At 67.3% G+C, this 23,799-nt stretch carries 23 protein-coding genes; 14 read left to right on the top strand and 9 right to left on the bottom strand.

From position 1 onward, the window contains the following. Positions 1-16 precede the first annotated feature (16 nt). From FFS49_RS15790 to FFS49_RS15750, 9 genes are all read right to left on the bottom strand, one after another. Positions 17-955 carry a carbohydrate kinase family protein gene (locus FFS49_RS15790; protein WP_071333900.1) on the bottom strand — a complete coding sequence of 313 codons (939 nt, stop codon included), beginning with the start codon at positions 953-955 and terminating at the stop codon, positions 17-19. Between the two features lie 85 nt (positions 956-1,040). Then, positions 1,041-1,544, bottom strand: a complete 504-nt coding sequence (gene tpx / locus FFS49_RS15785) for a thiol peroxidase (RefSeq protein ID WP_011350875.1) — start codon at positions 1,542-1,544, stop codon at positions 1,041-1,043. 73 nt (positions 1,545-1,617) lie between these two features. Continuing rightward, positions 1,618-2,964 carry a zinc-ribbon and DUF3426 domain-containing protein gene (locus FFS49_RS15780; RefSeq protein WP_105815949.1) on the bottom strand — a complete coding sequence of 449 codons (1,347 nt, stop codon included), beginning with the start codon at positions 2,962-2,964 and terminating at the stop codon, positions 1,618-1,620. A 45-nt stretch (positions 2,965-3,009) separates the two neighbouring features. After that, positions 3,010-3,912, bottom strand: a complete 903-nt coding sequence (gene prmA, locus FFS49_RS15775) for a 50S ribosomal protein L11 methyltransferase (protein WP_039353046.1) — start codon at positions 3,910-3,912, stop codon at positions 3,010-3,012. Positions 3,913-3,914: 2 nt separating this feature from the next. Beyond that, a complete protein-coding gene (gene accC, locus FFS49_RS15770; RefSeq protein WP_021161890.1) occupies positions 3,915-5,282 on the bottom strand; it encodes an acetyl-CoA carboxylase biotin carboxylase subunit in 1,368 nt (455 codons plus the stop codon). Between the two features lie 84 nt (positions 5,283-5,366). Next, complete coding sequence (gene accB, locus FFS49_RS15765) at positions 5,367-5,840, bottom strand: acetyl-CoA carboxylase biotin carboxyl carrier protein (protein WP_105815950.1); 474 nt, start codon at positions 5,838-5,840, stop codon at positions 5,367-5,369. A gap of 66 nt (positions 5,841-5,906) precedes the next feature. Beyond that, positions 5,907-6,359: a type II 3-dehydroquinate dehydratase gene (aroQ, locus tag FFS49_RS15760; RefSeq protein WP_039353039.1), complete on the bottom strand. Its 453-nt coding sequence runs from the start codon at positions 6,357-6,359 to the stop codon at positions 5,907-5,909. Between the two features lie 194 nt (positions 6,360-6,553). Further along, positions 6,554-7,105 (bottom strand): TlpA disulfide reductase family protein, encoded by a 552-nt coding sequence (locus FFS49_RS15755; RefSeq protein WP_039353036.1) that lies wholly within the window; start codon positions 7,103-7,105, stop codon positions 6,554-6,556. Between the two features lie 7 nt (positions 7,106-7,112). Next, positions 7,113-7,757, bottom strand: a complete 645-nt coding sequence (locus tag FFS49_RS15750; RefSeq protein ID WP_039353186.1) for a hypothetical protein — start codon at positions 7,755-7,757, stop codon at positions 7,113-7,115. A gap of 246 nt (positions 7,758-8,003) precedes the next feature. Between FFS49_RS15750 and mpl the strand changes: the two genes are divergently transcribed. The 14 genes from mpl to araH all read left to right on the top strand — a co-directional run bounded on the left by mpl (position 8,004) and on the right by araH (position 23,782). After that, positions 8,004-9,389 carry a UDP-N-acetylmuramate:L-alanyl-gamma-D-glutamyl-meso-diaminopimelate ligase gene (mpl, locus tag FFS49_RS15745; protein WP_105815951.1) on the top strand — a complete coding sequence of 462 codons (1,386 nt, stop codon included), beginning with the start codon at positions 8,004-8,006 and terminating at the stop codon, positions 9,387-9,389. After that, the gene (locus tag FFS49_RS15740) at positions 9,386-9,955 is read left to right on the top strand and encodes a YqiA/YcfP family alpha/beta fold hydrolase (RefSeq protein WP_071333903.1); all 570 of its coding nucleotides are present in this window, start codon (positions 9,386-9,388) and stop codon (positions 9,953-9,955) included. The genes mpl and FFS49_RS15740 overlap by 4 nt, the downstream gene beginning before the upstream one ends. A gap of 80 nt (positions 9,956-10,035) precedes the next feature. Next, complete coding sequence (locus FFS49_RS15735; RefSeq protein ID WP_071333904.1) at positions 10,036-12,123, top strand: RNB domain-containing ribonuclease; 2,088 nt, start codon at positions 10,036-10,038, stop codon at positions 12,121-12,123. After that, positions 12,120-12,986, top strand: coding sequence for a shikimate dehydrogenase (gene aroE, locus FFS49_RS15730; RefSeq protein WP_105815952.1), 867 nt, complete (start codon positions 12,120-12,122; stop codon positions 12,984-12,986). The genes FFS49_RS15735 and aroE overlap by 4 nt, the downstream gene beginning before the upstream one ends. A 14-nt stretch (positions 12,987-13,000) precedes the next feature. After that, a complete protein-coding gene (gene mtgA, locus FFS49_RS15725; protein WP_105815953.1) occupies positions 13,001-13,738 on the top strand; it encodes a monofunctional biosynthetic peptidoglycan transglycosylase in 738 nt (245 codons plus the stop codon). Between the two features lie 436 nt (positions 13,739-14,174). Beyond that, on the top strand, positions 14,175-15,785 hold the full coding sequence (locus FFS49_RS15720) for a peptidase S10 (RefSeq protein WP_039353019.1): 1,611 nt from the start codon (positions 14,175-14,177) through the stop codon (positions 15,783-15,785). 80 nt (positions 15,786-15,865) lie between these two features. Then, positions 15,866-16,267 (top strand): EF-hand domain-containing protein, encoded by a 402-nt coding sequence (locus FFS49_RS15715; RefSeq protein ID WP_105815954.1) that lies wholly within the window; start codon positions 15,866-15,868, stop codon positions 16,265-16,267. A gap of 350 nt (positions 16,268-16,617) precedes the next feature. Then, a complete protein-coding gene (locus FFS49_RS15705) occupies positions 16,618-17,517 on the top strand; it encodes an IclR family transcriptional regulator (RefSeq protein ID WP_011350890.1) in 900 nt (299 codons plus the stop codon). After that, on the top strand, positions 17,514-18,539 hold the full coding sequence (locus tag FFS49_RS15700; RefSeq protein ID WP_039353013.1) for a 2-dehydro-3-deoxygalactonokinase: 1,026 nt from the start codon (positions 17,514-17,516) through the stop codon (positions 18,537-18,539). The genes FFS49_RS15705 and FFS49_RS15700 overlap by 4 nt, the downstream gene beginning before the upstream one ends. A gap of 22 nt (positions 18,540-18,561) precedes the next feature. Further along, positions 18,562-19,239 (top strand): 2-dehydro-3-deoxy-6-phosphogalactonate aldolase, encoded by a 678-nt coding sequence (locus FFS49_RS15695; protein ID WP_039353183.1) that lies wholly within the window; start codon positions 18,562-18,564, stop codon positions 19,237-19,239. Then, complete coding sequence (locus FFS49_RS15690; protein ID WP_039353010.1) at positions 19,239-20,018, top strand: SDR family oxidoreductase; 780 nt, start codon at positions 19,239-19,241, stop codon at positions 20,016-20,018. Before FFS49_RS15695 ends, FFS49_RS15690 begins: the two co-directional genes overlap by 1 nt. A gap of 102 nt (positions 20,019-20,120) precedes the next feature. Beyond that, positions 20,121-21,116, top strand: coding sequence for an arabinose ABC transporter substrate-binding protein (locus tag FFS49_RS15685; protein WP_105815955.1), 996 nt, complete (start codon positions 20,121-20,123; stop codon positions 21,114-21,116). A gap of 67 nt (positions 21,117-21,183) precedes the next feature. Continuing rightward, the gene (araG, locus tag FFS49_RS15680) at positions 21,184-22,695 is read left to right on the top strand and encodes an L-arabinose ABC transporter ATP-binding protein AraG (RefSeq protein ID WP_105815956.1); all 1,512 of its coding nucleotides are present in this window, start codon (positions 21,184-21,186) and stop codon (positions 22,693-22,695) included. A 70-nt stretch (positions 22,696-22,765) separates the two neighbouring features. Continuing rightward, complete coding sequence (araH, locus tag FFS49_RS15675; protein ID WP_089439200.1) at positions 22,766-23,782, top strand: L-arabinose ABC transporter permease AraH; 1,017 nt, start codon at positions 22,766-22,768, stop codon at positions 23,780-23,782. Positions 23,783-23,799 lie beyond the last annotated feature (17 nt).

The raw sequence follows: 23,799 nt of genomic DNA, 5'->3' as shown, positions 1-23,799 counted from the left end.
TGCTCTCCCACAAAATTCATTTGAGACTGTAACCGAATGCAGTCTCGAAGCGCGCGTCGATTTCGGCGCGCGTCAGTGCGTAAGTCTGGGGCCCCTGGTGGGCGATCTTGATCGAGCCCATCAGGCTCGCGAGGCGGCCCGTGGTTGCCCAGTCGAGGCCATGCTCGATGCCGTACAGCAAGCCACCCCGGAAGGCATCGCCGCAGCCGGTCGGATCGGAGATCCGCTCGGCCGGCACGACAGGAATCTGCTCCGTGCCCTGCTTGTGGCGGATGGTCGCGCCGTGCTCGCCGCGCGTAATGACGAGGGCGTCGACCCGGCTGGCGATTTCATCTTCGGACCATCCCGTCTTGTCGCTCACCAGCTTGGCCTCGTAGTCGTTGACCGCTACGAAGGTCGCAAGTTCAATGCTGCGGCGCAGCGTCGCACCGTCGAACAGCGGCAGGCCCTGGCCCGGATCGAACACGAACGGCACCCCGGCCCTGGCGAGTTCTTCCACGTGCTGCACCATCCCGTCGAAGCCGTCGGGGCCGACGATCGCGAGCTTGATGCCCGGCGCGTCGCCCGCGTGGTTCAGGTGCGACTGCATCATCGCGCCCGGGTGGAACGCCGTGATCTGGTTGTTGTCGAGATCGGTCGTGATCATCGCCTGCGCCGTATAAGTCTCGGGCAGCACGCGAACGTGATCGCGGCGCAGGCCGAGCTGCTCGAGCCGGTCGAGATACGGCTGCGCGTCGAGCGCGCCTATCGTCCCCATGATGCGCGCATCGCCGCCGAGCAGGTGCAGCGCGTACGCGATGTTGCCCGCGCAGCCGCCGAATTCGCGGCGCATCGTCGGCACCAGGAAGCTCAGGTTGATGAGGTGCACCTGGTCGGGCAGGATGTGCTCGCGGAACCGCCCCTCGAAAGTCATGATGGAATCGTAGGCGATCGAGCCGCAAATCAACGTAGCCAAGGTGTGCGTTCCTGTAGAAATGAGGGACCCTGCGCGACAACGCCGCGCGAAAGGCGCGGCGCGGCAGGGGAAAGCGAAAGAAAGCTTACTTCAGTGCGGCAAGCGCTGCATCGTAGTTCGGCTCGTCCTTGATTTCGCCGACGAGTTCCGCGTGGATCACCTTGTCCTGCGCGTCGAGCACGACGACCGCACGTGCGGTCAGGCCGTTCAGCGGGCCGCTCGTCACGTCGACGCCGTACGCGTTCGCGAACGCGCGGCCGGTGCGGAACGTCGAAGCCGTCACGACGTTCTCGAGGCCTTCGGTCGTGCAGAAGCGCGTAGCAGCGAACGGCAGGTCGGCGGACACGACGACGACGACCGTGTTGTCGAGCGACGAAGCGGCTTCGTTGAACTTGCGGGTCGACGTCGCGCAGGTCGGCGTGTCGAGGCTCGGGACGATGTTCAGCACCTTGCGCTTGCCGGCGAAGCTGGCGAGCGACAGGTCGGCGAGGTCCTTGCCGACCAGCTTGAAATCGGCGCCTTGTGCGCCGACGGCCGGGAACGTGCCGGCGAGATCGATCGGGTTGCCACCCAGCGTAACTTTGCTCATGTTCGTGCTCCGAAATAGCGCGCCGCTCGGGCGCGCGGGTTGAGACGGGCGCGCAGACGCGCGCCGCGGCGCGTCACGGATAGAAAATCTGGACGCGGAAATTCGAGGCGGGCGTGCCGTTCGTGTCGACACGGACGACCATCGTCTGCGTCGTGCCGGGCGGCAGCCCGGCGTCGATCGGCGTGCCCGGGCGCACGTAGTCGCGCGGCGCGAGTACGCGGCGCACGGTCACGTGGTTGGTGTCGTCGAGCAGCGTCAACTCGAGCGACGGGTACGCGAGCGCGACACGGTAGCGGTTCGTCAGCGGCACCTTCAGCTCGAGCTCGCGTGGCCCGTCGAGCTGGCGCAGGTCGGTCGCGTCGAGCCTCAGGCCGTCGATCGCGCGCGGCGGCGCGACCTTGCAGCCGAGCGGCGCGCAGGCCTGCCGGAGCCACCCCTGCGTGACGGGCCAGTAGATCATCAGCGTTTCGCGTTGCCACCATGCGAGTTGCCCGACGAGCAGCACGGCGAGCACGGCCGCGACGAGGCCGCCGAAAAAGCCGCCGAGCATGCCGCGTCGCTGCGGCGCGCGCGTCTCGCGCGTGACGGCGAAATGCGGACGATCGTCGTCGGTCAGCGCGGCGGGGAAGGGGGCGGCCGGCGCGTGGGGCGTTGCGGCGGGCGTCTCGTCGTGCCGGGCGGTGTCAGCGGTGTTGGGCTCGGATCCGGCCTCGGTGACGGCTGGCGCAGGCGCGAACGCAAAGCGCGGTTCGCGCGGCGCGCGTTCGTCGTCCGGCACGGCGAAGTGTGCGGTGCCGACGGGTTCGGCGGCGTCGCGAGCGGTTTCTGCGTCCGACGGAAGATGGGCGACGAAGCGGGGCTCACGCGGGTCGCGTTCGACGGGCGCGGCCGATGGTTCGGTATCCTGCGGCGCCTGCGTTTGCGTATGCAGCGATTCGGCCGGTTGTTCGACGGCAGCGGAGGCGTCCAGCTCGGCGGGGGAGGGCGCGAACGGTGCGGGAGTACCCGACAGGTGAACGACGCCGGCTTCGGTCGACGGAAGGGCGAGCGGGATCAGCGGCTCGGTGCGCACGGTCCGCACGCTGTGCTGCAGCGACGGGTCGACGCCGGCATCGAGCCATGGCGCCCACATGTCCCAGCCTTCCGGCTTGTAATCGGTGTCGGACGGTGACCCGGCCGGCGCTTCGGCAGCGAACAGCCGAGGCGGGGCCGGAAGAGGCGCATCACCGCCATCCGGCGCGGCAGCCGGTTCGGTCAGGGCCAGCTCGGGCTGCTGCGCGTGCTCGGGAACGAGCGACTCGGATGCGTTGAAGACTTCGTGGCAATGCCCGCAGCGCACGAGCCCTTGATGCAGCGAGAGCTGTTCCTGCTGCAGCCGGAAGACGGTTTCGCAATGAGGGCAGCGCGTCGCAAGAAGCATGTCGAGCCGGGCGGCCTGCTGGCCAGAGTGAAGGACAGCGCTATTCTAATGGCTTTCGCGTCGGGTTCCGGCGAGGCATACCCAACCTTCGTGCTCACGCCAGACCGAGATGTCGACGTAGCGTGCGTAGACGGCCGCCACTTCGTCCGCCTGGCGCGCGAGCACGCCCGACAGCGCGATGCGCCCGCCCGGCTTGACCTTCGACGCGAGCATCGACGCCATCAGCTTCAGCGGATTCGACAGGATGTTCGCGACGACGATGTCGAATTCGCCGTCCGGGCATGCGTCGGGCAGCCCATACGTGACTTCCGCATGGTTGCGTTCGCTGTTCTGCCGCGCCGATTCGACCGCTTGCGGATCGATGTCGATGCCGATGACGGGGTTCGCCCCGCATTTCTTCGCGAGGATCGCGAGAATGCCGGAGCCACAGCCGTAGTCGAGCACCGACTGGCCCGGCTTTACCGACTGCTCGAGCCATTCCATGCACAGGCGCGTGGTCGGGTGGCTGCCGGTGCCGAATGCGAGGCCCGGATCGAGTTCGAGGATGAGCGCGTCGGGATCGGGTGCATCGTGCCACGACGGCACGACCCAGATCCGCTCGCCGATCGGGATCGGCTCGAACTGCGATTGCGTGAGTCGCACCCAGTCCTGTTCCTCGACTTCGCGGACGGTGAACGCCGGCGTCTCGGCGACGCCGATCTCGTTCGCGGCGGCCGCGAGCAGCACGGCCGGCTCATGGTCGGCCGCGAGCAGCGCGACCACGCGCGAGTGCTGCCACGCGGTGCGGTCGGGCACGAGGCCCGGCTCGCCGAAGAGCGGCTGTTCGTCGGGCGTGTCGGCGTCGGCATCTTCGACCGACACCGACAGCGCGCCGAGTTCGAGCAGCGCGTCGGACAGCGCCTCCGCATGCTCACGGGCCAGTTCGACGACGAGTTCGCGATAGCTCATGCTTACGCTTCTTCCGGTGCGACCTGCTGCTTCTGGGCGAGCCGGTTTTCGAGGTAGTGGATGCTGGTGCCGCCTTCGACGAACTTCGAATCGATCATCAGCTCGCGGTGCAGCGGGATGTTGGTCTGGATGCCTTCGACGACCATTTCCGACAGCGCGATGCGCATCCGGCTGATCGCCTGCTCGCGGGTCGCGCCGTAGGTGATCAGCTTGCCGATCATCGAATCATAGTTCGGCGGCACGAAATAGCCATTGTAGGCATGCGAATCGACGCGCACGCCGGGGCCGCCCGGCGTATGCCACGACGTGATCCGGCCCGGCGACGGCGTGAACTTGAACGGATCCTCCGCGTTGATCCGGCATTCGATCGCATGTCCGCGGAACTGGATGTCGCGCTGGCGCAGCGTGAGCTTCTCGCCGGCCGCGATGCGGATCTGTTCCTGCACGATGTCGACCCCCGTGATCAGCTCCGATACCGGGTGCTCGACCTGCACGCGCGTGTTCATCTCGATGAAGTAGAACTCGCCGTTTTCGTACAGGAATTCGAACGTGCCCGCCCCGAGGTAGCCCATCTTCTTGCAGGCGTCCGCGCAGCGGTCGCCGATGCGGTCGATCAGGCGGCGCGGAATGCCGGGTGCCGGCGCTTCCTCGATCACCTTCTGGTGGCGGCGCTGCATCGAGCAATCGCGTTCGCCGAGCCAGATCGCGTTCTTGTACGCGTCGGACAGCACCTGGATTTCGATGTGGCGCGGGTTCTCGAGGAACTTCTCCATGTACACCTGCGGGTTGCCGAACGCACGGCCGGCTTCCTCGCGGGTCATGTTGACCGCGTTGACGAGCGCGGCCTCGGTGTGCACGACGCGCATCCCGCGCCCGCCACCGCCGCCTGCCGCCTTGATGATGACCGGATAGCCGATCGCGCGCGCAATCTTGACGATCTCCTTCGGATCGTCCGGCAGCGCGCCTTCCGAGCCCGGCACGCACGGCACGCCGGTCTTGATCATCGTCTGCTTCGCGGTGACCTTGTCACCCATCATGCGGATCGTTTCCGGGCGCGGCCCGATGAACGTGAAGCCCGACTGCTCGACACGTTCCGCGAAATCGGCGTTCTCCGACAGGAAGCCGTAGCCGGGGTGGATCGCCTCGGCATCGGTGACTTCCGCGGCACTGATCAGCGCCGGCATGTTCAGGTAGCTCAGGTTCGACGGGGCCGGGCCGATACAGACGGCTTCGTCCGCGAGGCGCACGTACTTGGCTTCCTTGTCGGCTTCCGAGTAGACGACCACCGTCTTGACGCCGAGCTCACGGCACGCACGCTGGATGCGCAGCGCGATTTCACCGCGGTTGGCAATGAGGATTTTTTCAAACATAGCGAGTATTCGTCTCTTCGAGGGGCGCGCGAACGGCGCCTGGCGGGCATCGGCGGCGCGCGGCCCGCAGGCCGCGCGGCGGACTTAGCCGATCACGAAAAGCGGCTGGCCGTATTCGACGGCCTGGCCGTTCTCGACGAGGATTTCCTTGATCACGCCGGCCTTGTCCGACTCGATCTCGTTGAGCAGCTTCATCGCTTCGATGATGCAGATCGTCTGGCCTTCCTTGACCGTGTCGCCGACCTGGACGAACGGGTCCGCGCCCGGCGACGGAGCACGATAGAACGTGCCGACCATCGGCGACGTCACGACGTGGCCCTGCGGGACAGCCGGAGCGGCTGCGGCGCCTGCGGCCGGCGCGACAGCGCCTTCGGTCGGCAGCGCGGCCGACGGAGCGGGCGCGCTGACTTGCGGGGCATACCCAGCCGTCGGCTGCACGTAGACCGGCGGTGCGTTCTTGACGATGCGCACCTTGCCTTCGCCTTCCGTCACTTCCAGCTCGGAGATGCCGGATTCGGAAACGAGGTCGATCAGAGTTTTCAGCTTACGAAGATCCATCGGGAATTCCCCTTTCAATACGTGAAAGCGCCGGTTAGGGGCCGGCGCTGAATCTAGATCGCGAAATCAGCCGCGCGACGTGCCTTGCAGCTTGTCCAGCGCGTGCTCGAGCGCGTACAGATAACCTTTCCAGCCGAGCCCGCAGATCACGCCTTCGGCCTGGTCGGAAAAGTAGGAGTGGTGCCTGAACGCTTCGCGGCGATGCACGTTCGACAAGTGAACCTCGACGAACGGGATGCCAACGCCGGCGATCGCGTCCCGGATCGCGACGCTCGTGTGCGTGTACGCGGCCGGATTGATCAGGATGAAATCGGTCTGTTCCTCCCGCGCGGCCTGGATGCGGTCGACCAGCGCGCCCTCATGGTTGCTCTGGAACGACGACAGTTCGGCGCCGGCTTCCCGGGCGCGCGCGGCAAGCGCCTGATCGATCTGTGCGAGCGTGACGCGGCCGTACACCTCCGGTTCCCGGGTGCCGAGAAGGTTCAGGTTGGGGCCGTGCAACACCAGCAATCGTGTCATGGTCGCTTCTATTTCTGCGGAATTGCGCGAACTTTAGCGCTATTTAGAGAAATTTGTCTAGTTTTGCCGAGCGGCCGAGCGCGCGCGACCTGCAAGAATTACCGGCGCGCATTCAAAGTATCGGCGAATTCACGCGAAATTGCGGCGATCGACGGGCAAGTCGCCGCCAACGTGCGGGCCGCCGTTCGGGCAGGTTACAGCGCGTCGAGCGTCTTTTTCAGCTCGGCCGGCTGGATTTGTCCCAATTTTGTCTCGCGAATCTTGCCGGTTTCGTCGATGACGACCGTAAACGGCAACGCGCCGGCAGTATTTCCGAAATTACGGGCCAGATCGGCGCCGGCATATCCGCTGACGAATACCGGGTAATCGACCTTCACCTTCTGCAGAAAGTTCTTCACATTCTGCTCGGAATCGACGCCGATCCCGATGAAACGGATGCCCTTCTGTTTGTACTGGTGCGACAGCGCGACGAGCTCCGGCATCTCCTCGACGCACGGGCCGCACCACGACGCCCAGAAATTGACGACGACCTTCTGGCCCTTGAAGGCGGACAGCGTGGCCGGCTTGCCGTCGGTGCCCGTCAGCGATGCGGCCCACAACTGTTCGACCGGGGTGCCGTGCGCGGCGGGTGCGGCGACGGCGACACCGTCATCCGCGGTGCCGCGGAACCAATGGCCGGCGGCGAGCCCGCCGGCAACGGCGGCGGCCGCGACCACCGCGAGCGCCAACATGCGTTTCATCATCATCGTTGAATCATTCCGGTTCGGAAGGGGTCTTGCCTGCTTCGACGAGCGCGCGCAGCGCGGCGGCATCCGCACGGGCGACCCGGCCGCGCGCGTCGGCCTTGACCGCGCCACGCAGGTCGTCGCTCGCATAGAGCGCGAGGTGGATGCCGATTGCATCGACGTCGCGCCGCGGGCGCCACAGGAAACTGAGCGTCTCGACGTCGGCGCGACCCGCGAAGTGCCGCGTCTCGGATACGTCGTACTGGACGTTCTGGTTCAGCAGGTAGATCGCGACGTCCTTCGGGTTGTCGGTGAATGCCTGCAAATGGATGTCCGAATGTGCGTTCGCGGTGCCGTTCAGCACGGCGCCCGTCACATAAGGATGGAACTCGGCGAGCCGGCGCATCCAGTCGAGCGCGATTTCACGCAGGCGGCGCAGTTCGTCCGGCTGCGTGTCGCTCTGGAACAGGGCGAGGTACTCGCGCAATTCTTCCTCGATCTGGTCGTTATCCGGCAGCCATTCGCCGGCAACGCGCGTATCGCCCAGCAACTGCCGCGCGGCCTTGCGCTTGGCGCCGGCATAGTCCAGGCCGTCCTCCGCGATCAGGCGCGCGGCGGACTGGGCGATTTCCTCGCGGACGCGCCGCGGGTCGAGAAGGGTTTTACGAGACATGATCCGGCAATCATACTCGATCGCCGCAGGGCCCGAGCGCGGGTGCGGCGGCCTGCCGGCCGGCGTGCCGGCGCCGTCCGCGCGCAGCGTTCGGGCCGCCGGGCACGGCAGGCCGTCAGTTACAATAGTGTTCTTTGTGTCGCGGCAAAAGCCGTTGGCCGGGCGTCGACCGCACGGCCCGTCCGCCGCGCCGCACACGCATCCTTTCCGAATCGACGGCGCCCGGCGGCGCGAAAGCATTCATCTATGCACATCCACATTCTTGGCATCTGCGGCACCTTCATGGGCGGTCTCGCCGTACTCGCGCGCGAGGCGGGCCACACGGTGACGGGTTGCGACGCGGGCGTCTATCCGCCGATGAGCACGCAGCTCGAGGCGCAGGGCATCACGCTGATCGAGGGCTACGGCGCCGAGCAGATCGACCTGAACCCGGACCTGTTCGTGATCGGCAACGTCGTCACGCGCGGCAATCCGCTGATGGAGGCGATCCTGGATCGCGGCCTGCCGTACGTGTCGGGCCCGCAATGGCTCGGCGAGCACGTGCTGGCCGGCAAATGGGTGCTCGCGGTCGCGGGCACGCACGGCAAGACGACCACGTCGTCGATGCTCGCGTGGCTGCTGGAAGACTCGGGCCTGAATCCGGGCTTCCTGATCGGCGGCGTGCCGCTGAACTTCGGCGTGTCGGCGCGGCTCACCGATTCGAGCTTCTTCGTGATCGAGGCCGACGAATACGATACGGCGTTCTTCGACAAGCGCTCGAAGTTCGTCCACTACCGGCCGCGCACCGCGGTGCTGAACAACCTCGAATTCGATCACGCCGACATCTTCCCGGATCTCGCCGCGATCGAGACGCAATTCCACCATCTCGTGCGTACCGTGCCCGGTGTCGGCCGGATCGTCACCAACGGCCGCTCGGATGCGCTCGAGCGCGTGCTGGCGCGCGGCTGCTGGAGCGAGGTCGAGCGCTTCGGCGTCGACGGCGGCTGGCAGGCGCTGCCGGCCGAGGACGGCGTGCCGGTCGACGAGCGCTTCGCGGTGTATTCGCACGCGGAACGCGTCGGCGAAGTCGCGTGGCAAGTGCAGGGCGATCACAACCGGATGAACGCGCTCGCGGCGATCGCGGCCGCGCGCCATGTCGGCGTGCCGCCCGCGCAGGCGGCCGAATCCCTCGCGTCGTTCCGCAACGTGAAGCGCCGGATGGAAGTGCGCGGCAGCGTGGACGGCGTGACCGTCTACGACGACTTCGCGCACCATCCGACCGCGATCGACACTACGATCGCCGGCCTTCGTGCACGCATCGGCCGTCAGAATGCCCGCATCCTCGCGGTGCTCGAGCCGCGCTCGAACACCATGAAGCTCGGCGTGATGAAGTCGCAATTGCCGGCGAGCCTGGCCGACGCCGATCTCGTGTTCGGCTACGGCGCGCCGACCGGGCGCGATGCGCTCGGCTGGAATCTGGCCGAGGCCCTGGCGCCGCTGGGTGAGAAGGCGCACGCATTCGACGATCTGCACCTGCTGGTGAAGTCCGTCGTCGCGGCCGCGCGCCCGGGCGACCATGTGCTCGTGATGAGCAACGGCGGCTTCGGCGGCGTGCACCAGAAGCTGCTCGACGCGCTCGGGAGCCGCCCGTGATCCTGTACCTGCACGGCTTCCGGTCGTCGCCGGAATCGCAGAAGTCGCGGCTACTTGCCGCGCGCATGGCCGAACTCGGCCGCACCGACGAGTGGCGGTGCCCGTCGCTGTCGGTGTCGCCGCTCGAGGCGATCGCGGTCGCGGAGGCGGAGGTGGCCGGTGCGCGCGACGTGACCGTCATCGGCAGCTCGCTCGGCGGCTATTACGCGACTTGGCTGGCCGAAAAGCACGGCTGGAAGGCCGTGCTGCTGAATCCGGCCATCGTGCCGCAACGCGATCTGGAGCAGCATCTCGGTGAACAGCCGCTGTACCACGGCGGCGGCACGATCGTCGTCGAGCGCCGTCACCTGCAGGAGCTCGATGCGCTGCGCGTGCCGGCGATCACGCGTGCCGAACGCTACTATCTGTTCGCGGCGACCGGCGACGAGGTGCTCGATTACCGCGAGATGCTCGCGCATTACCCGGGCGCGAAAACGCGCGTGATCGAAGGCAGCGATCACGGGATCAGCGAATTTGCCGACTATGTCGACGACGTTCTCGCGTTTTGCGACGGAAAGACGTCTTAAACCGGCCACGTGCCGATCGAATTCCCATCATCATGCGGCGCCGCCGACGCGGCGCCCGGCAGTCTGAACGAGAGTACTGAGTGAACGTTTTCTTCGAGGAATCGGGCAGTTTCAAGGCGGGCAGCGTGCTGTCGCGCCAGGGCGACGCGTTTCAGGTCGAGTTGCCCGGCGGGCGGCGGGCGAAGGTGCGCGCGAAAGACGTGCTGATCGAATTCGACAAGCCGGCCGCAAGCGAACTGATGCAGGAGGCCGACACGGCCGCGCAGCAGATCGATCTGGATTTCCTGTGGGAATGCGCGCCGGCCGACGAGTTCGCGTATACGGCGCTGGCCGCGGAATACTTCGGCGCGACGTACGGCCCGGTCGAGCGCGCGGCGCTGGTGTTGCGACTACACGGCTCGCCCGTCTACTTTCGCCGCAAGGGGCGCGGCCAGTACCAGCGCGCGCCGGAAGAGCAACTCAAGATGGCGCTCGCGTCGCTCGAGCGCAAGCGCCAGCAGGCGCTCGTCCAGGTGCAGTATGAAGAGGAACTGAAGGCCGGCAAGCTGCCGGACGCGTTCGCGGGCAAGGTGCTCGGGCTGCTGACGCGGCCGGACAAGAACGCGATCGAATACAAGGCAATGGAAGCGGCGGCTGCCGCGCGCGGCGTGTCGCCGGCGCGGCTGATGCTCGACTGCGGCGGCATCGCGTCGCCGCGCGCGCTGCACGAGGCGCGCTTCCTCGCGGAATTCTTCCCGCACGGCACGGGCTTCCCGGCCGTCACGGTCGGCGCGCTGCCGGACGATCTGCCGCGCGCGGACGTTCAGGCGTTCTCGATCGACGACATCACGACGACCGAAATCGACGATGCGTTCTCGGTCGAGCACCTGGCCGACGGCCGCGTGCGGATCGGCGTGCACATCGCGGCACCGGCGCTCGGCATCGTGCGCGGCGACCCGGTCGACGCGATCGCGCGCACGCGCCTGTCGACCGTCTACATGCCGGGCGACAAGATCACGATGCTGCCGGACGACGTCGTCGACGTGTTCACGCTGAAAGAGGGCGATTACCGCCCGGCGCTGTCGCTGTACATCATCGTCAACCGCGAAACGCAGGAGATCGTCGCGAACGAGACGCGCGCCGAGCTCGTGTTCGTGAAGAGCAACCTGCGACACAACCACCTCGACGAACTCGTCAACGAAGAGACGCTCGCGGCCGGCACCGGCGACTATCCGCACAAGGACGACATCGCCGTGCTGTGGCCGCTCGCGCAGGCGCTGTTCGAGAAGCGCCAGGTCGCGCGCGCGGGCTATGGCCTGAAGCGCGAGGTGCAGCGCAACACCGACTACAACTTCTACGTCGACGGCGAGCACGTGTCGATCACGCCGCGCCGTCGCGGGTCGCCGCTCGACCTGATCGTGTCGGAGCTCGCGATCCTCGCGAACTCGACCTGGGGCGCGTTCCTGCACGACCACACGGTGCCGGGCATCTACCGCTCGCAGCGCGGCTTCGGCGCGCCGGGCCCGAAGCGCACGCGGATGCAGACGACGGCCGCGCCGCATGAAGGCCTCGGCGTGGCGCAGTACGCGTGGAGCACGTCGCCGCTGCGCCGCTACGTCGACCTCGTGAACCAGTGGCAATTGCTCGCGTGCGTGCAGCATGGCGTTACCGCGAAGCTCGCCGCGCCGTTCAAGCCGAAGGACGCCGATCTGTACGCAGTCGTGCAGGGCTTCGACGACACCTACACGGCCTACGCCGACTACCAGCGCCGGATGGAATATTTCTGGTGCCTGCGCTGGCTCGCGCAGGAACAGAAGAAGCAGGTCGTCGCGAGCGTCGTGAAGGGCGACCTCGTGCGCCTCGAGGAAATTCCGCTGCTGCTGCACGTGCCGGGGCTCGGCGTGCATGCGCGCGGCACGCGCGTGCTGCTCGACGTGATGTCGCTCGACGAGTTGACGATCGAGGCGTCGGTACGGTTGCTGAACGTGCTCGACGCGCCGACCGTGACGAGCGGCGACGCGGCTGAGGAAGAGGATGACGCCGAAGGCGGCGAAGACACGCTGATCGACGCCGAAGACGCGACGGCCGAAACCGAAGCCGAAGCACTGGCGGAAGCGGATGGCGCAGCAGCTGGCGAAGGCGGCGAAGCCGCGAACGGCGACGCCGGCGAAGAGGGGCGCGCATCATGACCGCGGTCGCGTCGACGAGCGGCGCCGACCGTTATGTGGTGTTCGGCAATCCGGTGGCGCACAGCAAGTCGCCGTTCATTCACGCGCAATTCGCCGCACAAACGGGCGAACTGGTCGAATACACGCACCGACTCGCGCCGGTCGACGGTTTCGAGGCGGCCGTGCGGGCATTCGTCGCCGAAGGCGGTCGCGGTGCGAACGTGACGGTGCCGTTCAAGCTCGACGCGCATGCGCTTGCCGACACGTTGTCGCCGCGCGCCGCGGCGGCGGGTGCCGTGAATACGCTGCGCATCGACGCCGACGGCCGCATCCACGGCGACAACACCGACGGTGTCGGCCTCGTGCGCGACATCGAAGCGAATCTCGGCGTGTCGCTGGCAGGCGCACGCATCCTGCTGCTCGGCGCGGGTGGCGCGGCACGCGGTGTCGTACTGCCGCTGCTCGACCGCGCACCGCTGTCGATCACGATCGTGAATCGCACCGCGAGCAAGGCCGAAGCGCTCGTCGGCCAGTTCATGCAGGCCGCGCACGACGCGGGCTGCACGCTCGCGGGCGGCGGCCCCGATGTCGTGCGCGCGGAGCCGTACGACGTGGTGATCAATGCTACGGCCGGCAGCCTCGATGCCGCGCTGCCGGAGTGCGACGCGGCGGCATTCGGCGCGGGCACGCTTGCGTACGACATGATGTACGGCGCGCAGCCGACGGTGTTCATGCAGCATGCGGCGTCGCTCGGCGCCCGCACGGCCGACGGCCTCGGGATGCTCGTCGAGCAGGCGGCCGAATCGTTCTTCATCTGGCGCGGCGTGCGGCCGGACGGCGCACCGGTGCTGGCCGCGCTGCGCCAGGCGCTTGCGGCAAGCTGAACGGAGCGCGGCACGTGGTGGCGGTGAGCGGCACACAGCCCACGCGGACGGTGAGCCCGACCCGCTGGATCGTCTATGCGGGATCGGTGTTCGCGGGCGCGTGGCTCGCGACGCAGCTGTTCTATCTCGCGCAGATCGCGCTGTGGTCGTTCATGAACCCGGGCTCGACCGCGTTCATGCGCACCGACGCGTGGTGGCTGTCGCGTGACAAGTCGCCCGCGCAGATCCAGCATCAATGGGTGCCGTACGACCAGATCTCGCGCAACCTGAAGCGCGCGCTGATCGCGTCGGAAGATTCGACGTTCGCGACCAACAACGGCTACGACGTCGACGCGATCCTGCAGGCGTGGGAGAAGAACAAGGCGCGCGGCCGGATCGTCTCCGGCGGCTCGACGATCACGCAGCAACTCGCGCGCAACCTGTTCCTGTCGCGCGAGAAGAGCTACATCCGCAAGGGGCAGGAGCTCATCATCACGTGGATGCTCGAAACGGTGCTCGACAAGGAGCGGATCTTCGAGATCTACCTGAATTCCGTCGAGTGGGGGCGCGGCGTGTACGGCGCCGAAGCGGCCGCCCGCTATTACTACAGGATTCCCGCGAGCCGGCTCGGCGCGTGGCAATCGGCGCGTCTCGCGGTGATGCTGCCGAAGCCGCGCTGGTTCGACGCGCACCGCGGCTCGGCCTACCAGGCGCAGCGTGCGGCAGTCATTGCCCGCCGGATGGGCGCGGCCGAGCTGCCGCAATCGCAATGAACGGCGCGCTCGCGCCGTCGCATTGACGGTTTCATCGCCCGTGCGCCACGCGCGGATCGTTTGTGCACTGCGGCACATGTGTGTCATACGCATTTCGTGCCACATCCTTTAGACGAATCCATCTATTTCGTTTTGCTGAGCAATACCGGGCGCCGTGCGATTTTGTTTGCCGATATGGCACGAAATTCCGGGATTTTTAGTCTTCCCGCGTAAACACGAAAGTCGATGAAAGGTATGTGAAATGCAACGTTTCGCAAACCGAAGCATTCCTGAAAGGTGTGCGCCGCACCGGCCGCCAGCCAAATATTTCAAAATTTTTCAAAGCTGACGGGCTCGCGTATATTGGCCAGCGCCTCGGCTTATCGGCCGCTATCGAGGCGGGGGGTGGCTTATCCGGCTGCTCGACACAACAACATCCGAGAGAAGGAAAGCAACGATGCCAGCAAGCAAAGCGAAGCTGTTGTTGGGAGTGGTGTTTTCTTCGCTGATTCTGACGGCCTGCAACGACGACGTGACTTCGTCTACTGCTGCCAGCGCCGACAATTCAGCCGATCCCGCCAGTCAGGTGGACAAGGCGTACAACGATCCGAACAGTTATTCGTCGAGCGCAAACGCGTCGCTCGACGCCTCCGCCGCGGTTGAAAAGGCCGCCGTCACGCATCACCAGATCACCCTCAACGGCAAGACGATCCGCTATACGGCCACGGCCGGCCACCTCGTCGCGCGCAATCCGCAGACCGGCGCGCCCGAAGCATCGTTCTTCTATGTCGCCTATACGGCCGACAATCAGCCCGCGGCGAAGCGGCCCGTCACGTTCCTGTACAACGGCGGCCCCGGCTCGGCATCGGTGTGGCTGCACCTCGGCTCGTTCGGCCCGCGCCGGATCCAGACGGGTGACCCGAACGCGAACACGTCGACGTTCCCGTTCGTCGACAACCAGGAAAGCCTGCTCGACACGACCGACCTCGTGTTCGTCGATGCAATCGGCACCGGCTTCTCGGAAGCGATCGCGCCGAACACGAACCAGACGTTCTGGGGCGTCGACCAGGACGGCGGCGCGTTCCGCGATTTCGTGACGCGCTACATCGCCGTGAACCAGCGCAACGACTCGCCGAAATACCTGTTCGGCGAATCGTACGGCACGCCGCGCACCGACGTGCTCGCGAACCTGCTCGAGACGGCCGGCGTGAAACTCGACGGCATCGTGCTGCAGTCGTCGATCCTGAACTACAACGTGAACTGCGACATGGCGAGCGACTACATCGGCAACTCGAACAACGGGTCGAGCCCGGTGAGTTGCGCGGGTTTCGTGCCGTCGTATGGCACGGTCGGCGCGTACTACCAGCTCGACAACCCGAACCCGTCGAGCCTGCCGCAGTATGCGGACCAGATGCGCCTGCTGACGGCCGGCAGCTACGCGCCGGCCGTGAACGCATACCTGGCGAGCCATACGCCGCCGCCGCCGACCCTCGTCACGACGATGGTGAATTCGACCGGCGTGAAGCAGTCGCTGTGGAATGCGGACTTCAACGTGATCCCGACCTTCTTCGACAACAGCTTCCAGCTGTCGCTGATCCCGGGCACGCTGATCGGTCGCTACGACGCGCGCGTGAACGTGCCGGTATCGAGCCCGCTGGCGGCCGACGGCGATCCGTCGAGCTCGTTCATCACGAAGCCGTTCACCGACACGATCGGCAAGTACCTGCCGAACGAGCTGAAGTACACCGCGCAGTCGGCCTACTCGGTGAGCAGCAATGCGATCAACACGTGGGACTGGACGCACGACGGCCTCGCGATGCCGGACACGATCCCCGATCTCGCCGCGGCGCTATCGCTGAATCCGCAACTGAAGGTGTTGTCGCTGAACGGATATCACGACATCGCGACGCCGTTCTACCAGACCGAGCTCGACCTCGCGCGGCTCGGGACGCAACCGAACCTGACGATCAAGGACTATCAGGGCGGACACATGGTCTATCTCGACGATACGTCGCGTCCGCAGGAGAAAGCCGACCTCGTGACCTTCTACAACGCGGCCGCGCACTGATGCTGCGCCAGGCAGGCGATGCGCGCCCGCGGTGGCGCCGCGCCTGCCGTCGACGACCTCATTCCAGACTGGAGCCTGATATGAAGAACCGTTTCATCGTCGTTGCCGCGGCGCTCGCCTGTGTCGGCGCCGCAGCATCCGTATCCGCGTTCGCGCAGGCGAGCGACGCCGCCGCACCGGTGCGCGCGCGCCAGGCGCAGCTCGGCGATCCGTATGTGCCGCCGGCCGCGCGCAAGCCGACCGCCGGCACGCAGACGACGGGCGCCGCGCTGCATGCGCAGGTGGTGGGCAAGCTCGCGCGACAGTTCAGCGCGGCCGACGCGCAGAACACGGGTTCGATCACGGAGTCGCAGGCACGCGCGGCCGGCCTCGGCTATGTCGCGAACCACTTCCGGCAGATCGACTCGGGCGGCAACGGCCGCGTGTCGTTCGCGGACGTCCAGCGCTACATGCAGGCACGCAGCACGAGCAGCCAGCAGTAAGCACGGCGCGCGGTGAACAAACGGGGGCGGAACCTGCTGCACGGCGGGTTTCGCCCCCGTGCACATGAAGCCGCCGTTACGTCGAATACGTGGCGGATTCGCGCCGAATTCTCATTATCTGGGCAACGCATTCAAATATTGGAGGCGAGTGCGTGCGCTCCTACAATCCGAAGCACATCGACAGCTTCGGACCCACGCATCGCGCGGCGCCCGACGCACACGGAGACACCTTCCATGAAGTTCGCCGGGCGCTTTACTCGGTGCATCGACCGCCGCCTCGTCGCGACGCCGCGCGCAGTTCCGGCATCGTGCGAACGGCTTCACCGATTCCGTTGAAGAAGCCCCGCCCCATGACCAAGATGCCCGATACCCTTGCCCTCGACGCCCGGCGTGCGACGCCGGACGATGCGTCGCTGACCGACAGCATCGGCGCGACCAGCACGCCGCTCGATCTCGCCGCACAGCAGGCCGGTACGCAGACGTTGCTGCGCGGTCTCGCGATCCTCGAGGCGATCGCGAACGGCGCGCGCGACATGCGTGCGATCGGCGCCGCGCTCGGCACGACGCGCAGCACGACGCATCGCCTCGTCAGCAGCCTCGTACAGGCGCGCTATTTGCGCCAGGTGCAGGGCGGCTACCTGCTCGGCCCGAAGCTGATCGAGCTCGGCACTATCGCGCTCGAGCAGATGCCGCTCACCGCGGTGGCGCGCCCGCACCTCGAAGCGCTCGCGGAAGCGACGCTCGACACGATCCATCTCGGCGTGCGCGACGGCGACGACGTGCTGTACATCGACAAGATTCCCGGCACGCGCGGCCTCGAGATGCGCTCGCGCGTCGGCCACCGGATGCCGCTCGCGTCGACCGGCATCGGCAAGGCGATGATGCTCGACACCGATCCCGACACGTGGCGCTCGCTGTTCGAGGCCGCGCGGCGGGCGCTTGCCGGCGTCAATTTCAAGCCGGACAACCGGCCCGAGACGAGCGCGTTCCTGCAGCGCATGGCGCATTACGCGGCCGGCGGCTACACGTTCGATCTCGAGGAGAACGAGGCGTCGATCCGCTGCGTGGCCGCGCCGATCCGCGACGCATCGGGCGCGATCGTTGCGGCCGTGTCGGTCGCGAGCACGATTCCGTACATGCCGCACGACCGGATGGACGAACTGATTCCGCTCGTGCAGCGCGAAGCGCGAGCCATTTCCGCGGAACTGGGCTGGAGCCCGCCGCAGGGTACCCGCAGGATCAAACGATGACGACTTCGACCCGGCCCGTTCCGGATGCCAGTACCGCCACCCCGTCGCTGATCGCGCTCGACTGGGGCACGACGTCGCTGCGCGCTTATCTGTACGACGCGCACGGCGCGCTCATCGACACGCGCAGCCGTGCGGCGGGCGTCATGCATGTGCCGGGCGGCGGCGCGCGCGCGTTCGACGCCGTGTTCGAGGAAGCGTGCGGCGACTGGCTCGACCGCACGCCGGGCCTGCCGGTGCTCGCCGCCGGGATGGTCGGCAGCGCTCAGGGCTGGCGCGAGGCGCCGTACGTCGCGGTGCCGGCCGGCGCCGATGCGCTCGTCAAGGGCCTCATTACGGTGACGACGTCGCGCGGCACGACGATCTCGATCGTGCCGGGCGTCATCGCCACGGGCGAATTGCCCGACGTGATGCGCGGCGAAGAAACGCAGATATTCGGTGCACTCGCGAGCGATCCCACGCTTGGCGCCGATCGTTCAGGGGTACTGATCGGCTTGCCTGGCACCCATGCGAAATGGGCATGGGTGAGGGACGGCCTGATCGAGCGTTTCCAGACCTTCATGACGGGCGAGCTGTTCGCGGTGCTGCGCGACCACACGATCCTCGGCCGCACGATGCGCGCCGGTGCATCGCCCGATCGTGCGGCGTTCGTGCGCGGCGTCTCGGTCGCTCGCGGCGCGCAGCACACGGGGCTGCTCGCGACGATCTTCAGCACGCGCACGCTCGGCCTGACTGACCGGCTCGCGCCCGATGCGCAGGGCGATTACCTGTCCGGGCTGCTGATCGGCCATGAGCTCAACGCGCTCGACGCGATGCTCGCGGAGCGAGGCATCGCGCTCGCGGACCAGCCGCTGCTGCTGATCGGCGACGACAGCTTGTGCGCGCGCTACGCCGATGCGCTCCAGGAATTCGGCCACCCGCCCGCCCGCGTCGTCGCACACGCGACCGACCGCGGCCTGTGGCGGATCGCGTCTCGCGCCGGGCTCGTGCGTGCGGATGGGGAGCCCGTCTGTGCCGACCAATGAACTGATTGCCGAGGAATTTTCGATGCCGTCCGACCTGACCCTGCCCGCGCCGTACGCGCCCCACGCCGCGCTGATGCGTGCGTTCGACGCGTGCCCGCTGATCGCGATCATGCGCGGGATCACGCCTGCCGAAGCGGCTGACCACGGCCATGCGCTCTATGAAGCCGGCTTCCGGATCGTCGAGGTGCCGCTCAACTCGCCCGATCCGTTCGACAGCATTGCCGCGCTGCGGCGTGCGCTGCCCGACGACGCGATCGTCGGCGCGGGCACCGTGCTGCGCGCCGAGTATGTCGACCGCGTGCAGGATGCGGGCGGCGCGCTGATCGTGATGCCGCACAGCGACGCGGCCGTGATCCGCCGCGCTCGCGAGCGCGGCCTCGCGAGCGCGCCGGGCGTGGCGACGCCGACCGAAGCCTTTGCGGCGCTCGCGAATGGCGCCGACGTGCTGAAGATGTTTCCGGCCGAGCAGCTCGGCGTGCCTGTCGTGAAGGCGTGGCGCGCGGTGATCGACCGCGCGGTGCCGCTGATTCCGGTCGGCGGTATCTCGCCCGACAACATGGCGCCGTTTCTCGATGCCGGCGCGAACGGTTTCGGGCTCGGCTCGGCGCTGTATCGCCCCGGCCAGTCGGCCGACGCGACCGCGGCGAACGCGCATGCGTTCCAGGCCGGCTTGCGCGCGGCGCGCGGCGGAGCCGCATGATGGGCCGCCTCGCGGACAAGGTCGCGATGGTGACGGGCGCGGGCCGGGGCATCGGCGCCGCGATCGCCCGCGCGTTCGTTCGCGAGGGGGCTGCCGTCGCGCTCGTCGATCTCGACTTTCCGCAGGCGCAGCGCACGGCCGCCGGGATTGCACAGGAGATTGCCGGCGCGCGCGTGCTGCCGCTGCACGCGGATGTCGCGCGGCAGGAGTCGGTGCGTGCTGCTTTGGCACAGACCGAGGCGGCGTTCGGCCCGCTCGACGTGCTCGTGAACAACGCGGGCATCAACGTGTTTGCCGATCCGCTGACGATGACCGACGACGACTGGCGGCGCTGCTTCGCGGTCGACCTCGACGGCGTGTGGCACGGTTGCCGCGCGGCGCTGGAGGGGATGGTCGAACGCGGCCGCGGCAGCATCGTGAACATTGCGTCGACGCACGCGTTCAGGATCATTCCGGGCTGCTTTCCGTACCCGGTCGCGAAGCACGGCGTGCTGGGCCTCACCCGCGCGCTCGGCATCGAATACGCAGCGCGCAACGTGCGCGTGAACGCGATCGCGCCGGGCTACATCGAGACGCAGCTCACGCGCGACTGGTGGGACGCACAACCCGACCCTGCTGCCGCGCGCGCCGAAACGCTCGCGCTGCAGCCGATGAAGCGGATCGGCCGGCCGGAGGAGGTCGCGATGACGGCCGTGTTCCTCGCGTCCGACGAGGCGCCGTTTATCAATGCCGCGTGCATCACCGTCGATGGCGGGCGCGCGGCGCTGTATCACGACTGACGCAACGATTCGAAAGTCCGCACGTGCGACGGCCGCGCGCACGCAGCGTCGAAACCAACAAGCGGCTACATCCTGTTCGATGAAAACAAGGAGACACTGGAGATGAAACGCAGAACGTTCGTAACGCTGGCGGCCGCGGCCGCGGTGGTGATGGGCAGCCCGGTCGCGCACGCGGCCGACCCGGTCAAGATCGGCTTCCTCGTGAAGCAGCCGGAAGAGCCGTGGTTCCAGGACGAGTGGAAATTCGCCGAGATCGCCGCGAAGCAGAAGGGCTTCACGCTCGTGAAGATCGGCGCGCCGTCCGGCGAGAAGGTGATGAGCGCGATCGACAACCTGTCGGCGCAGAAGGCGCAGGGCTTCATCATCTGCACGCCCGACGTGAAGCTCGGGCCGGGCATCGTCGCGAAGGCGAAGTCGCACAACCTGAAGATGATGACGGTGGACGACCGCCTCGTCGACGGCGCGGGCAAGCCGATCGAGGCGGTCCCGCACATGGGGATTTCCGCCTACAACATCGGCAAGCAGGTCGGCGACGGCATCGCGGCCGAGATCAAGAAGCGCGGCTGGGACATGAAGGACGTCGGCGCGATCGACATCACCTACGAGCAGTTGCCGACCGCGCATGACCGCACCAGCGGCGCGACCGACGCGCTGGTGGCCGTCGGCTTCCCGAAGGCGAACGTGATCGCGGCGCCGCAGGCGAAGACCGACACGGAGAATGCCTTCAACGCGGCGAACATCGCGCTCACGAAGAATCCGCAGTTCAAGCACTGGGTGGCGTACGGCCTGAACGACGAGGCCGTGCTCGGCGCGGTGCGCGCGGCCGAAGGGCGCGGCTTCAAGGCGGACAACATGATCGGCATCGGCATCGGCGGCTCCGATTCGGCGCTGAACGAGTTCAAGAAGCCGCAGCCGACGGGCTTCTACGGCACCGTGATCATCAGCCCGAAGCGTCACGGCGAGGAAACCTCGGACCTGATGTACACGTGGATCACGCAGGGCAAGGCGCCGCCGGCGCTGACGCTGACGACCGGCATGCTCGCGACGCGCGACAACGTGTCGAAGGTGCGCGACGAGATGGGGCTCGCGTCGAAGTAAGCGGCCCGCCGGCTGCCGCCGCGAGGCGGCGGCCGGCGGTCGATCGATCAGGAAGTAGGGAGACGACGTGTCAGCGGCACTGCGTTTTGACAATATCGGCAAGGTCTTTCCCGGCGTGCGCGCACTCGACGGCATCTCGTTCGACGTGCATGCGGGCGAGGTGCATGGCCTGATGGGCGAGAACGGCGCGGGCAAGTCGACGCTGCTGAAGATTCTCGGCGGCGAATACCAGCCCGATGCGGGCAGCGTGCTGGTCGACGGCCAGCCCGTGCAGTTCGCGAGTGCGGCCGCGTCGATCGCGGCCGGCATCGCGGTGATTCACCAGGAGCTGCAGTACGTGCCCGACCTGACGGTCGCGGAAAACCTGCTGCTCGGCCGCCTGCCGAATGCGTTCGGCTGGGTGAGGAAGCGCGAGGCGAAGCGCTTCGTGCGCGAGCGGCTCGCCGCGATGGGCGTCGATCTCGATCCGGACGCGAAGCTCGGGCGGCTGTCGATCGCGCAGCGGCAGATGGTCGAGATCTGCAAGGCGCTGATGCGCAATGCGCGCGTGATCGCGCTCGACGAGCCGACCAGCTCGCTGTCGCATCGCGAGACCGAAGTGCTGTTCAAGCTCGTCGACGACCTGCGTGCGCAGGGCCGCGCGCTGATCTACATCTCGCACCGGATGGACGAGATCTACCGGCTGTGCGACGCCTGCACGATCTTCCGCGACGGGCGCAAGATCGCCTCGCACGAATCGCTCGCCGACGTGCCGCGCGAACGGCTCGTCGCCGAGATGGTCGGGCGCGAGATTTCGGATATCTACCATTACGCGCCGCGTGCGCTCGGCGACGTGCGCTTCGCGGCCGAAGGCATCGACGGCCCGGCACTGCGCGAACCCGCGAGCTTCTCGGTGCGCGCGGGCGAGATCGTCGGCTTCTTCGGGCTCGTGGGCGCGGGGCGCAGCGAGCTGATGCGGCTCGTGTACGGCGCGGATCGCCGGCGCGCGGGCGCGCTGACGCTCGACGGCGCGCGCATCGACGTGAAGCGCACCGGCGACGCGATCCGCCACGGCATCGTGCTGTGCCCCGAGGATCGCAAGGAAGAAGGGATCATCGCGATCGCGTCGGTCGCGGAGAACATCAACATCAGCTGCCGCCGCCATTCGCTGCGCGCGGGGCTCTTCATCAACCGCAAGGCCGAGAGCGAAACGGCCGACCGTTTCATCCAGCGGCTGAAGATCAAGACGCCGAACCGGCGGCAGAAGATCCGCTTCCTGTCGGGCGGCAACCAGCAGAAGGCGATCTTGTCGCGCTGGCTCGCGGAGCCCGACCTGAAGGTCGTGATCCTCGACGAGCCGACGCGCGGGATCGACGTCGGCGCGAAACACGAGATCTACGACGTGATCTACCGGCTCGCGGAACGCGGCTGCGCGATCGTGATGGTGTCGTCGGAGCTGCCGGAAGTGCTCGGCGTGTCCGACCGCATCGTCGTGATGCGCGAGGGCCGGATCGCGGGCGAGCTGCCGCGCGACCAGGCGAACGAACACGCGGTGCTGAGCCTGGCGCTGCCGCAGACGAGCGCCGTCGAGGCGGCCTGACGCAGGACACGACAATCGAATCGGACATGCGCGGCGCAGGCCGTGCGATGCAGGAGCAGGAGACTCAATCATGCAAGTCAACGAAAACCTTGGCAGCGCCGCCGTGAAGCCGTCGGCCGACGCGCTGGTGCCACAGCAGAGCGACCGCCAGAAGTGGTGGCAGCATCTGACCGAATACAGCCTGATCGCGATCTTCGCGGTGATGTTCATCACGATGTCGCTGACCGTCGATCACTTCTTCTCGATCGACAACATGCTCGGCCTCGCGCTGTCGATCTCGCAGATCGGCATGGTCGCGTGCACGATGATGTTCTGTCTCGCATCGCGCGACTTCGACCTGTCGATCGGCTCGACCGTCGCGTTCTCGGGCGTGCTGTGCGCGATGGTGCTGAACGCGACCGACAACACGTTCGTCGCGATCATCGCGGCGGTCGCGGCCGGCGCAGCGATCGGCTTCGTGAACGGCGCGGTGATCGCGTACCTGCGCATCAACGCGCTGATCACGACGCTCGCGACGATGGAGATCGTGCGCGGGCTCGGCTTCATCGTGTCGAAGGGGCAGGCGGTCGGCGTGTCGTCGGATACCTTCATCGCGCTCGGCGGGCTCACGCTCTTCGGCGTGTCGCTGCCGATCTGGGTCACGCTGCTGTGCTTCATCGCGTTCGGCGTGCTGCTGAACCAGACGGTATACGGCCGCAACACGCTCGCGATCGGCGGCAACCCGGAAGCCTCGCGGCTCGCGGGCATCAACGTCGAACGCACGCGCGTGTACATCTTCCTGATCCAGGGCGCGGTGACGGCGCTCGCGGGCGTGATCCTCGCATCGCGCATCACGTCGGGCCAGCCGAACGCCGCGCAGGGCTTCGAGCTGAACGTGATCTCCGCGTGCGTGCTCGGCGGCGTGTCGCTGATGGGCGGACGCGCGACGATCTCGGGCGTCGTGATCGGCGTGCTGATCATGGGCACCGTCGAGAACGTGATGAACCTGCTGAACATCGACGCGTTCTACCAGTACCTCGTGCGCGGCGCGATCCTGCTCGCGGCCGTGTTGCTCGACCAGTTGAAGAACCGCGGCGTCCGCGACTGACCCGATCCGCTCTTACG

The organism is Burkholderia sp. 4NA327C6, from assembly GCF_005502655.1.
GTDB classification, from domain to species: Bacteria; Pseudomonadota; Gammaproteobacteria; order Burkholderiales; family Burkholderiaceae; genus Burkholderia; species Burkholderia contaminans.
This window is presented reverse-complemented; position numbering and strand designations above follow the sequence as displayed.

Coding starts and splice junctions, on each gene's coding strand:
- tpx (WP_011350875.1), bottom strand. CDS start 1,544: ATGAGCAAAGTTACGCTGGGTGGCAACCCGATCGATCTCGCCGGCACG.
- FFS49_RS15780 (WP_105815949.1), bottom strand. CDS start 2,964: ATGCTTCTTGCGACGCGCTGCCCTCATTGCGAAACCGTCTTCCGGCTG.
- prmA (WP_039353046.1), bottom strand. CDS start 3,912: ATGAGCTATCGCGAACTCGTCGTCGAACTGGCCCGTGAGCATGCGGAG.
- accC (WP_021161890.1), bottom strand. CDS start 5,282: ATGTTTGAAAAAATCCTCATTGCCAACCGCGGTGAAATCGCGCTGCGC.
- accB (WP_105815950.1), bottom strand. CDS start 5,840: ATGGATCTTCGTAAGCTGAAAACTCTGATCGACCTCGTTTCCGAATCC.
- aroQ (WP_039353039.1), bottom strand. CDS start 6,359: ATGACACGATTGCTGGTGTTGCACGGCCCCAACCTGAACCTTCTCGGC.
- FFS49_RS15755 (WP_039353036.1), bottom strand. CDS start 7,105: ATGATGATGAAACGCATGTTGGCGCTCGCGGTGGTCGCGGCCGCCGCC.
- FFS49_RS15750 (WP_039353186.1), bottom strand. CDS start 7,757: ATGTCTCGTAAAACCCTTCTCGACCCGCGGCGCGTCCGCGAGGAAATC.
- mpl (WP_105815951.1), top strand. CDS start 8,004: ATGCACATCCACATTCTTGGCATCTGCGGCACCTTCATGGGCGGTCTC.
- aroE (WP_105815952.1), top strand. CDS start 12,120: ATGACCGCGGTCGCGTCGACGAGCGGCGCCGACCGTTATGTGGTGTTC.
- FFS49_RS15720 (WP_039353019.1), top strand. CDS start 14,175: ATGCCAGCAAGCAAAGCGAAGCTGTTGTTGGGAGTGGTGTTTTCTTCG.
- FFS49_RS15715 (WP_105815954.1), top strand. CDS start 15,866: ATGAAGAACCGTTTCATCGTCGTTGCCGCGGCGCTCGCCTGTGTCGGC.
- FFS49_RS15705 (WP_011350890.1), top strand. CDS start 16,618: ATGACCAAGATGCCCGATACCCTTGCCCTCGACGCCCGGCGTGCGACG.
- FFS49_RS15700 (WP_039353013.1), top strand. CDS start 17,514: ATGACGACTTCGACCCGGCCCGTTCCGGATGCCAGTACCGCCACCCCG.
- FFS49_RS15695 (WP_039353183.1), top strand. CDS start 18,562: ATGCCGTCCGACCTGACCCTGCCCGCGCCGTACGCGCCCCACGCCGCG.
- FFS49_RS15690 (WP_039353010.1), top strand. CDS start 19,239: ATGGGCCGCCTCGCGGACAAGGTCGCGATGGTGACGGGCGCGGGCCGG.
- FFS49_RS15685 (WP_105815955.1), top strand. CDS start 20,121: ATGAAACGCAGAACGTTCGTAACGCTGGCGGCCGCGGCCGCGGTGGTG.
- araH (WP_089439200.1), top strand. CDS start 22,766: ATGCAAGTCAACGAAAACCTTGGCAGCGCCGCCGTGAAGCCGTCGGCC.